Here is a 10,557-nt window from a genome sequence, read left to right on the forward strand (position 1 = left end):
GCGCGCCACCACCCCGGCGCGCACCAGACTTACCGCCGGAGCCACCGGATGGTGTGGCGTCCGCTGCTTCCTGACACCGAAATAGGAGACACACTGTGACAACGGCTGTGACCGTCCCCACACACGGGGGCACGGGAGGACGGACGGTCGTCGCCGCACGAGCGCGACAGGTCGTCAAGGCCTACGGCTCCGGGGAGACCCGGGTCGTCGCGCTCGATCATGTGGATGTGGACATCATGCGCGGGCAGTTCACCGCGATCATGGGTCCGTCGGGTTCCGGCAAGTCCACCCTGATGCACTGTCTGGCCGGTCTGGACACGGTGACATCGGGTGGGATCCACATCGATGACACCGAGATCACCCGGCTCAAGGACAAGAAGCTCACCCAGCTGCGCCGGGACCGGATCGGCTTCATCTTCCAGGCGTTCAATCTTCTGCCGACGCTCAGCGCCATCGAGAACATCACGCTGCCCATGGACATCGCGGGCCGCAAGCCGGACGCCGAGTGGCTGAACCGCGTGGTGGAGACGGTGGGGCTGGCCGGCAGGCTGAAGCACCGGCCCAACCAGCTCTCCGGTGGCCAGCAGCAGCGGGTCGCCGTGGCGCGGGCGCTGGCCGCCCGGCCCGAGATCATCTTCGGGGACGAGCCCACCGGGAACCTGGACTCGCGCGCCGGTGCCGAGGTGCTGGGCTTCCTGCGCAGGTCCGTCGACGAGCTGGGGCAGACCATCGTCATGGTCACCCATGACCCGGTGGCGGCCTCCTACGCCGACCGTGTGCTCTACCTGGCCGACGGCCGCATCGTGGACGAGATGTTCAACCCCACGGCCGACCAGGTGCTCGACCGCATGAAGGACTTCGACGCCCGGGGGCGTACGTCGTGACCGTACTGAAGACCTCGCTGCGCAACTTCTTCGCGCACAAGGGACGCATGGCGCTGTCCGCCATCGCCGTCCTGCTGTCGGTGGCGTTCGTGTCCGGCACGCTCGTGTTCTCCGACACCATGAACACCACCTTCGACAAGCTGTTCGCGGCCACCGCCGCCGATGTCACCATCACTCCCAAGACCGCCGCCGGCGACGACGAGGCCCCGGCGACGGGCAAGCCCGAGGCCCTGCCCGCGGCTCTGCTGCCCCAGGTGCAGAAGGCCGACGGGGTGCGGTCCGCCGAGGGCAAGGTCATCTCCATGAGCGTGACCGTCGTCAACGCGGACAACGAGAACATGGGCTCCACCAACGGCGCCCCGACGATCGCCGGCAACTGGACGCAGGGCGAGCTGCGCTCCATGGAGATCGGCTCGGGCCATGAGCCGCGCGGACCCACCGAGGTGATGGTCGACGCCGACACGGCCGAGAAGCACGGTCTGAAGCTGGGCGACGAACTGCGCACCATCGCCGTCACCGGCGACTTCACCGCACGTGTCTCCGGTATCGCCTCGTTCAGGGTCACGAACCCGGGTGCGGCCGTCGTCTACTTCGACACGGCCACGGCCCAGCGCCAACTGCTCGGCAGGACCGGCGCCTACACCCAGATCGAGGTCACCGCGAAGCCCGGCACCGGCCACGAGCAGCTGAAGAAGAACGTGGCCGCGGCGGTCGGCGCCGCCCCGTACACGCTGCGGACCCAGCAGGAGGCGGCTGACCAGGGCCGTGAGGACGTCGGCGGCTTCCTCGACGTCATGAAGTACGCGATGCTCGGCTTCGCCGGGATCGCCGTGCTCGTCGGCATCTTCCTCATCGTCAACACCTTCTCGATGCTGGTCGCCCAGCGCACCCGTGAGATCGGGCTGATGCGGGCCATCGGATCGAGCCGCAGGCAGGTCAACCGCTCGGTGCTGATCGAGGCACTGCTGCTCGGTGTGTTCGGATCGGTCGCGGGTGTCGCGGCCGGGGTCGGTCTCGCCGTCGGGCTGATGAAGCTCATGTCGGCGACGGGCATGAACCTCTCGACGCAGGACCTCACCGTGAAGTGGACGACGCCGGTGGTCGGGCTCGTCCTCGGGATCGTGGTCACCGTGCTCGCCGCCTACATCCCCGCGCGCCGGGCGGGCAAGGTGTCCCCGATGGCCGCGCTGCGGGACGCCGGTATGCCGGCGGACGGCCGCGCCGGGCTGGCACGCGGTGCCGTCGGACTGGTCCTCACTGGCGCCGGTGGCCTGATGCTGTGGACCGCCACACGGGCGGCCGAGGCGAGCGAGGGCTCGCTGTGGCTGGGCCTGGGCGTGGTGTTCAGCCTCGTCGGCTTCATCGTGATCGGTCCCCTGCTGGCGGGCGGAGTGGTCCGGGTCATCAGCGCGCTGGTGCTGCGGATGTTCGGCCCGGTCGGGCGGATGGCCGAGCGCAACGCCCTGCGCAACCCGCGCCGCACGGGCGCCACCGGCGCCGCGCTGATGATCGGTCTGGCGCTGGTCGCCTGTCTGTCCGTCGTCGGCTCCTCGATGGTGGCGTCGGCGACCGACGAGCTGGACCGGACGGTCGGTGCGGACTTCATCATCCAGTCGAACAACTTCCAGCCGATGGTGCCGCAGGCCGAACAGGCGCTGAAGAAGACGCAGGGCATCGAGTACTTCACCCGCTACAAGCTGGTCGAGGCCGAACTGACCGCCCCCGGCCGCAAGGGCAAGCCGGAGAAGAAGATGCTGTCCGCCGCGGACCCGACCTACGCCGAGGACCTGCGGCGCGAGACGACCGCGGGCGAGCTGGCGGCGGCGTACGGCAAGGACGCCATGTCGGTCTCCGGGGACTACGCCGAGGAGCACGGCGTCAAGGTCGGCGACACGCTGACGGTGCGCTTCAAGGGCGGTGAGGCGGCGCGGCTGAAGGTCGCGGCGATCACGTCGGAGGACACCAACGTCGACAAGGGCTCGATGTACGTCAACATCACGACCGTGGCCCGCTACCTTCCCGCCGACCGGATGCCGCAGAACCTGATGATGTTCGCCACCGCGCAGGAGGGCAAGGAGAAGGAGGCGTACGCCGCCCTCAAGAAGTCGGTCGCCGGCTACCCGACGTACCAGGTGAAGGACCAGACCGACTACAAGCAGGATCTGAAGGACCAGATCGGCCAGCTGCTGAACATCGTCTACGGACTCCTCGCCCTCGCGATCATCGTCGCGGTGCTGGGCGTCGTGAACACCCTGGCGCTTTCGGTGGTCGAGCGGACCCGTGAGATCGGCCTGATGCGGGCGATCGGTCTCTCGCGCCGCCAGCTGCGGCGCATGATCCGCCTGGAGTCGGTGGTCATCGCGCTCTTCGGTGCGCTGCTCGGACTCGGCCTGGGCATGGGCTGGGGTACGGCGGCCCAGAAGCTGCTGGCCCTGGAGGGGCTGGGCGTGCTGGAGATCCCCTGGCCGACGATCCTGACGGTGTTCGTGGGGTCGGCGTTCGTGGGCCTGTTCGCGGCGCTGGTCCCCGCCTTCCGGGCGGGCCGGATGAACGTGCTCAACGCCATCGCCACGGAGTAGCCCGGGAACGGGCGGCCGGTCCCCCGCCCGGTGAGCGCCGCACTGCGCGCTCACCGGGCCGGGGCCGTTCCGGATCCTGCCGCGGCGCCCCGTCATCCCCGAGGGGGCGCGCACCCGGTTTTCCCGCGCACCGGAAATCCCGGCGGTTTACCCTGGAGATCCCCGGCACTCCCCTTGTCAGGAACCGCCGTCCCGGAGCCCGGGACGGCCGCCCACGACAGGGGGGACTTCAAAGGCGTCGGGTCATTCGTGTTGTCGGATCCCGGACGGAACCCCCTTCATGAGCTTGCACGGTCTGCTCGACGCCGTGGTACGTGACCCGGCGCTCGCCGAAGCGGTGAAGGCCGCCACGGAGGGTAAGCGTCGCCACGTCGACCTGGTCGGCCCCGCGGCCGTGCGGCCCTTCGCGGTGGCCGCACTGGCCCGGGAGGCGGGGCGGCCGGTGCTGGCGGTGACGGCGACCGGCCGGGAGGCCGAGGACCTGGCCGCGGCGCTGCGCACCCTGCTCGACCCGGACACCGTGGCCGAGTACCCGTCCTGGGAGACCCTCCCGCACGAGCGGCTCTCGCCCCGCTCCGACACCGTCGGCCGGCGCCTCGCGGTGCTGCGCCGCCTTGCCCACCCCTCACCGGACGACCCGGCCGCCGGTCCGGTGAGTGTGGTCGTCGCACCTGTGCGGTCCGTGCTCCAGCCGCAGGTCAAGGGGCTCGGGGAGCTGGAGCCTGTGGCGCTGCGGTCCGGGCAGACCGCCGATCTGAACGGGATCGTGGAAGGGCTCGCCGCCGCCGCGTACTCCCGGGTGGAGCTGGTCGAGAAGCGCGGTGAGTTCGCGGTGCGCGGCGGCATTCTCGACGTGTTCCCGCCCACCGAGGAACACCCGCTGCGGATCGAGTTCTGGGGCGACGACGTCGAGGAGATCCGCTACTTCAAGGTGGCCGACCAGCGCTCCCTGGAGGTCGCCGAGCACGGCCTGTGGGCGCCGCCGTGCCGTGAGCTGCTGCTGACGGACGCGGTACGGGAACGGGCCGCCGCACTCGCCGAGGCCCACCCGGAGCTCGGCGAACTGCTCGGCAAGATCGCTGAGGGCATCGCGGTGGAGGGCATGGAGTCGCTGGCCCCGGCCCTGGTGGACGACATGGAGCTGCTGCTCGACGTGCTTCCGCCGGGCGCGATGGCCGTGGTGTGCGACCCGGAGCGGGTGCGTACGCGGGCGGCGGACCTCGTGGCGACCTCGCAGGAGTTCCTCCAGGCCTCCTGGGCGGCGACGGCGGGCGGCGGTGAGGCCCCGATCGATGTCGGCGCGGCCTCGCTGTGGGGCATCGCGGACGTCCGGGACCGGGCGCGCGAGCTGGGGATGATGTGGTGGTCGGTGTCGCCGTTCGCCGCCGACGAGGAGCTGGATCTCGACAGCGCCGACACGGTGAAGCTGGGGATGCACGCGCCCGAGACGTACCGGGGTGACACCGCACGCGCCCTCGCCGACACCAAGGGCTGGCTCGCGGACGGCTGGCGCACCGTGTTCGTCACGGAGGCGCACGGCCCGGCGAGCCGCACCGTCGAGGTGCTCGGCGGCGAGGGGATCGCGGCCCGGCTCGACACGGACCTGAAGGAGATCTCGCCCTCGGTCGTCCATGTGGCCTGTGGTTCGATCGACTACGGCTTCATCGACCCCGGCCTCAAGCTGGCCGTGCTGACGGAGACCGACCTGTCGGGCCAGAAGGCCGCCGGCAAGGACGGCACCCGCATGCCGACCCGCCGCCGCAAGCAGATCGACCCGCTCACCCTCGAAGTGGGCGACTACATCGTGCACGAGCAGCACGGTGTGGGCCGCTACCTGGAGATGGTGCAGCGCACCGTCCAGGGCGCGACCCGCGAGTATCTGCTGGTCGAGTACGCCCCCGCGAAGCGCGGCCAGCCCGGCGACCGGCTCTACATCCCGACCGACCAGCTGGAGCAGGTCACCAAGTACGTGGGTGGTGAGGCGCCGACGCTGCACCGGCTCGGTGGCGCCGACTGGACCAAGACCAAGGCGCGCGCCAAGAAGGCGGTCAAGGAGATCGCCGCCGACCTCATCAGGCTCTACAGCGCCCGGATGGCCGCGCCGGGCCACACCTTCGGCCCTGACACGCCGTGGCAGCGCGAGCTGGAGGACGCCTTCCCTTACACCGAGACGCCCGACCAGCTGTCCACCATCGCCGAGGTGAAGGAGGACATGGAGAAGTCGGTCCCCATGGACCGGCTGATCTGCGGCGACGTCGGTTACGGGAAGACCGAGATCGCTGTGCGGGCGGCCTTCAAGGCGGTCCAGGACGGCAAGCAGGTCGCCGTGCTCGTCCCGACGACCCTGCTGGTGCAGCAGCACTTCGGCACGTTCAGCGAGCGGTACTCGCAGTTCCCCGTGGTCACACGGGCGTTGTCCCGCTTCCAGTCGGACGGGGAGGCGAAGGCGACCCTGGAGGGACTGAAGGACGGCGCGGTCGACATCGTCATCGGTACCCACCGGCTGTTCTCGTCCGAGACCAAGTTCAAGGATCTGGGCCTCGTCATCGTGGACGAGGAGCAGCGTTTCGGTGTCGAGCACAAGGAGCAGTTGAAGAAGCTGCGCGCCAACGTCGATGTGCTGACGATGTCCGCGACGCCGATCCCGCGGACCCTGGAGATGGCGGTCACCGGCATCCGTGAGATGTCGACGATCACCACCCCGCCGGAGGAGCGGCACCCGGTGCTGACCTTCGTCGGCCCGTACGAGGAGAAGCAGATCGGCGCGGCGATCCGCCGTGAACTGCTGCGCGAGGGACAGGTCTTCTACATCCACAACAGGGTCGAGTCGATCGACCGGGCAGCGGCGAGGCTGCGCGACATCGTCCCGGAGGCGCGGATCGCCACCGCGCACGGGCAGATGAGCGAGGGCACCCTGGAGCAGGTCGTCGTCGACTTCTGGGAGAAGAAGTACGACGTCCTGGTGTCGACGACGATCGTCGAGTCCGGTATCGACATCTCCAACGCCAACACGCTGATCGTGGAGCGCGGCGACAACTTCGGCCTCTCGCAGCTGCACCAGCTGCGCGGCCGGGTGGGCCGTGGCCGTGAGCGGGGTTACGCGTACTTCCTCTACCCGCCGGAGAAGCCGCTCACCGAGACCGCGCACGAGCGGCTCGCGACCATCGCCCAGCACACCGAGATGGGCGCGGGCATGTACGTGGCGATGAAGGACCTGGAGATCCGCGGCGCGGGCAATCTGCTCGGCGGCGAGCAGTCCGGCCATATCGCCGGGGTCGGCTTCGACCTGTACGTGCGGATGGTGGGCGAGGCGGTCGCCGACTACCGCAAGTCGTTGGAGAGCGGCGGGATCGAGGAGGAGCCGCCTCTCGAGGTCAAGATCGAACTGCCGGTGGACGCCCACGTCCCGCACGAGTACGCGCCGGGTGAGCGGCTGCGTCTCCAGGCGTACCGGGCGATCGCCTCCGCCAACTCCGAGGACGACATCAAGGCGGTACGGGAGGAGCTCACCGACCGCTACGGCAAGCTGCCGGAACCGGTGGAGAACCTGCTGCTGGTCGCGGGGCTGCGGATGCTGGCACGGGCCTGCGGGGTGGGCGAGATCGTGCTCCAGGGGTCCAACATCCGCTTCGCGCCGGTGGAGTTGCGCGAGTCGCAGGAACTGCGGCTGAAGCGGCTGTATCCGCGTACGGTCATCAAGCCGGCCGTCCACCAGGTGCTGGTGCCTCGCCCGACGACGGGCAAGATCGGCGGGAAGCCGGTGGTGGGACGTGAACTGCTGGCGTGGACGGGCGAGTTCCTGACGACGATCCTGGGGTCCTGAGCCCGGCCGGGCTCAGGCGCCGGGGCCGCTCTGCTGGAACATGACCTGGAAGTGCGCCGGGTGACCGGCGGCGAAGCGCACGTACCGCACGCCGAGGTCCTGTAGGTCCGCGGCCTCGGCGAACCGCGCGGCCAGGAGTTCGTAGCCTTCCACGGCGATCGCGGTGAGCAGCCCGGCGCGGTCCTTGAAGTGGTGGGTGGGCGCGGCGTGGGAGACACCCGCGCGGCGGGCCAGATCACGCAGGGAGAGGGCGGACGGGCCGCCGGCGGCGATGACGTGCCTCGGTCCCCTCTGGCTGGGCGTGCTGGGATCGGGCCCGCTGCCCCGCGCGACCACGCTCGGCATCGGCAAGCTCTGAGCCACGGGGCGGGCCGGCCCTATGCTTCGTCGACATGAACAGATCACGCGTCGCCAGCCCGGCCCTGGCGCTTCTGCTGGCCGCCGTGATCCCGTACGTCTCGGGCTGCGACGCCCTGGAACAGGGCGGCCCGGAGGCAGGTTCGGCACCGGACACGTCGCACGGGCGGGCGGTGAGCCCCCTGGCGAACCCCGACGGCACCGAACCGGGCCTCGCCGCGCTGACGTCGGAAGCGGACAAGGCCAACGCACGCAAGCTCATCCAAGGACTCACCACAAAGAGGCGTGGGCCCAAGACGGGCTACGAACGGGACGAGTTCGGCCATGCGTGGATGGATACGGCGGACGGGGTACCGCTGGCGAGGAATGGTTGTGACACGCGGAACGACTTGTTGAAACTCCATGGGAGGCACGTGCAGTTCCGTTCAGGTTCCGACTGCGTGGTCGTTGCGATGGACCTGTACGACCCGTACACCGGCGAGGACATCGCCTGGAAGAAGTCGAAGGCCGCCGAGGTGCAGATAGACCACGTGGTCCCGCTGTCCTACAGCTGGCAGATGGGCGCCGTCCGGTGGCCGGAGAACAAGCGCAAGCAACTGGCGAACGATGTGCTCAATCTGCTTCCTGTCGAAGGGCGCGCCAACTCGGCGAAGCGGGACTCGGGGCCCGCGTCCTGGTTGCCGCCGAACAAGAAGATCCGGTGCGCCTACGCGGTCCGCTTCGCGCAGGTCGCCACCAAGTACGCCCTCCCGGTCACCGCGCCGGACAAGGCCGCGATGCTGCGCCAGTGCGGCGGTTGACGTGGAAAACCGATGGGCCGACCGCCTCTTCGCGGTTAGCCTCCCGGCATGAACACGCCGCGTGATCCCGCACTGGCCATCACCACGCTCGCCGAGCGGCCCGAGCTCCGGGACCCCATGTGGCAGATGGCCGAGGACTGGCCTCAGTTCATCCTGCACGATCCTGTGGGATGGGCCTACATGGGCCGGATCATCGCCGAACTGCCCGAATACGTGGTGGTCGCGACCGACGCCGAAGGGTCCGTCGTGGCACGGGGCTTCAGCGTGCCGTTCGTCCTGGACATGGACGGGCGACGGGAGTTGCCCGGGACCGGCTGGGACCAGGTGCTGCTGTGGGCGTTCTCGGATCTCCGTCACGGGCGGAAGCCGGACACGGTGAGCGCGATCGAGATCACCGTGACCACCGGGATGCTGGGCCGGGGGATATCCGGGCGGATGGTCGCCGCGCTGCGGGACAACGCACGTGCCCGTGGGTTCCGGGAGCTGGTCGCGCCGGTGCGGCCGAATGCCAAGCACCTTGAGCCGGAGGTGCCGATGTCCGAGTACGCCTTCCGGACCCGGGAGCACGACGGGCTGCCGTGCGACCCCTGGCTGCGCGTCCATGCCCGCGCGGGCGGGGCCATCCACGCGGTAGCTCCGGCCTCGATGACGGTTTCGGGCTCGCTGGAGCAGTGGCGCGCGTGGACCGGTCTGCCGTTCGACACGGACGGGCCGGTGCTGGTGCCGGGCGGGCTGGTGCCCGTGCGCTGCTCGCCCGAGCACGGGCATGCCGTCTACGTCGAGCCGAACGTGTGGGTGCGGCACCGGCTCTGATCACTCGCGGCCCACTTCGGATCATTGGCCGGCGCCCGGGGTGTGGCGCCCGGGGCTGACGGGGTCCGGATCGGCATGTACCGTACGGCGGCGTCCCTAAAGTCGTATAAGCGTGTCCGTATCCGGACGGACACAGGTCCCCCGAGAGGTAGCCGAACGTGAACCCCGAAGTCTCCGCCGTGCCTGCGGCCCAGCCGGTGAAAGGTGAGGTGCCCGGCTTGTTGCCCCGGGTCCTGCTGGCGGCGGTGCCGGTGTTGAGCCTCGGGATGCTGGGCGCGATTCCCTCGTACGTCATCGCCTCGCGCCGCGGCACGCGCGCCGACTGGGTGGCCGCGATCGTGTTCACGGCCGCGACGGTCGGCTGGGTTTTCCAGGCCGCGCTCACTCCGGTGGAGACGCACGGCGGGCAGTTCGCCCTGGACCTGGTGCTGCTGGGAGTCGCGTCTTTCGGCGCCTCGCTCCACTGCCTGTTCGCCGGACCGCAGGCCGGTGAGTCCCGGTGAAGATCCGACGTAACTGGCGGAACGCGTCGAATTCCGTCGATTCCGGATCCACGGCTCGTATCGGGCACTGGTTGGCTCTCGGGGCGGGATCGCTGCGCGGCCGGCGAGGGTGGGCGGTGGGCAGCGCCGCTGTCGTCGTTCTCGGGCTGCTGGCGGTGTGGCTGTTCGTCCCCGGTGGGCAGGCGGGGCCGCCCGACGCGCGAGCGCGGCAGTACAAGGACGTCGACGCCTGTCTGCTGACGGGAGAGAAGGGCGTCGCGGCCGGCACCCCGGCCGCACCGGTCTGGGAGGGGATGCAGAAGGCGTCCCTGGAGACCCGGGCCCGTGTCAACTACGTCCCGGTCATGGGGGCACAGTCGGTGGAGAACGCCCGGCCGTTCTTCAACGGTCTGATGCAGCGGCAGTGCGAGGTCGTGCTGGCCGTCGGGGCGCCCCAGGTCCAGGTCGCCGAGGCGGGCGCCAAGCAGTACCCCGACGTCCGTTTCGTCGTGGTTGACGGCACACCGGCGGATAGTGGTGTTGATGGCGCTGAGGGTGGAAATCTCACGGTTGCCAAGTCCGGGGAGGGGCTCACGGATTCGGTGGCCGATGTGATCAGAGGGGCCGTTGAGGCGTCCGATTCATGACGGTCGGGCGGCAAATCGTTCCACTGAACGATAAAAATCGCATAACTTGACCGCCCCCGCTTGGAGCTGGCGTGCGGGTATCGGGCAGTCTTGCGAAGCTTCTGTAGGCTTCGTGTAAGTAAAGGCTCGCCCATGCGCGTTCGCTGGGTCCGTAGCCCTCGCTTGTTCCCGC

The 10,557-nt window shown here is 69.8% G+C and carries 7 protein-coding genes and 1 pseudogene; 7 read left to right on the forward strand and 1 reads right to left on the reverse strand.

Annotated elements, in window-relative coordinates; translation table 11 throughout:
* The first annotated feature begins 95 nt into the window (after window positions 1-95).
* The 3 genes from ABZ532_RS11925 to mfd all read left to right on the forward strand — a co-directional run bounded on the left by ABZ532_RS11925 (window position 96) and on the right by mfd (window position 7,286).
* Complete coding sequence (locus ABZ532_RS11925) at window positions 96-884, forward strand: ABC transporter ATP-binding protein (RefSeq protein ID WP_361281422.1); 789 nt, start codon at window positions 96-98, stop codon at window positions 882-884.
* Complete coding sequence (locus ABZ532_RS11930) at window positions 881-3,463, forward strand: FtsX-like permease family protein (protein ID WP_361281424.1); 2,583 nt, start codon at window positions 881-883, stop codon at window positions 3,461-3,463. The genes ABZ532_RS11925 and ABZ532_RS11930 overlap by 4 nt, the downstream gene beginning before the upstream one ends.
* Before the next feature lie 280 nt (window positions 3,464-3,743).
* Window positions 3,744-7,286, forward strand: coding sequence for a transcription-repair coupling factor (mfd, locus tag ABZ532_RS11935; RefSeq protein WP_361281426.1), 3,543 nt, complete (start codon window positions 3,744-3,746; stop codon window positions 7,284-7,286).
* A 36-nt stretch (window positions 7,287-7,322) separates the two neighbouring features.
* On the opposite strand, the pseudogene ABZ532_RS11940 reads toward mfd, so the two are convergent.
* A pseudogene (locus ABZ532_RS11940) lies at window positions 7,323-7,562 on the reverse strand (helix-turn-helix domain-containing protein); the annotation flags it as partial.
* A gap of 116 nt (window positions 7,563-7,678) precedes the next feature.
* On the opposite strand from ABZ532_RS11940, the gene ABZ532_RS11945 reads away from it, so the two are divergent.
* The 4 genes from ABZ532_RS11945 (at window position 7,679) to ABZ532_RS11960 (ending at window position 10,385) form a co-directional block, all read left to right on the forward strand.
* Window positions 7,679-8,443, forward strand: a complete 765-nt coding sequence (locus ABZ532_RS11945; protein ID WP_361281428.1) for an HNH endonuclease family protein — start codon at window positions 7,679-7,681, stop codon at window positions 8,441-8,443.
* A gap of 48 nt (window positions 8,444-8,491) precedes the next feature.
* Window positions 8,492-9,256 carry an N-acetyltransferase gene (locus ABZ532_RS11950; protein WP_361281430.1) on the forward strand — a complete coding sequence of 255 codons (765 nt, stop codon included), beginning with the start codon at window positions 8,492-8,494 and terminating at the stop codon, window positions 9,254-9,256.
* Window positions 9,257-9,414: 158 nt separating this feature from the next.
* Window positions 9,415-9,759: a hypothetical protein gene (locus ABZ532_RS11955; RefSeq protein WP_361281432.1), complete on the forward strand. Its 345-nt coding sequence runs from the start codon at window positions 9,415-9,417 to the stop codon at window positions 9,757-9,759.
* Window positions 9,760-9,875: 116 nt separating this feature from the next.
* Window positions 9,876-10,385 carry a BMP family ABC transporter substrate-binding protein gene (locus ABZ532_RS11960; protein ID WP_361281435.1) on the forward strand — a complete coding sequence of 170 codons (510 nt, stop codon included), beginning with the start codon at window positions 9,876-9,878 and terminating at the stop codon, window positions 10,383-10,385.
* Window positions 10,386-10,557 lie beyond the last annotated feature (172 nt).

The organism is Streptomyces sp. NPDC019396 (assembly GCF_040632375.1).
Taxonomy (GTDB): domain Bacteria; phylum Actinomycetota; class Actinomycetes; order Streptomycetales; family Streptomycetaceae; genus Streptomyces.

Bases quoted from the DNA above. Each gene is read 5' to 3' on its own strand.
- mfd (WP_361281426.1), top strand. From the start codon at position 3,744: ATGAGCTTGCACGGTCTGCTCGACGCCGTGGTACGTGACCCGGCGCTC.
- ABZ532_RS11945 (WP_361281428.1), top strand. From the start codon at position 7,679: ATGAACAGATCACGCGTCGCCAGCCCGGCCCTGGCGCTTCTGCTGGCC.
- ABZ532_RS11950 (WP_361281430.1), top strand. From the start codon at position 8,492: ATGAACACGCCGCGTGATCCCGCACTGGCCATCACCACGCTCGCCGAG.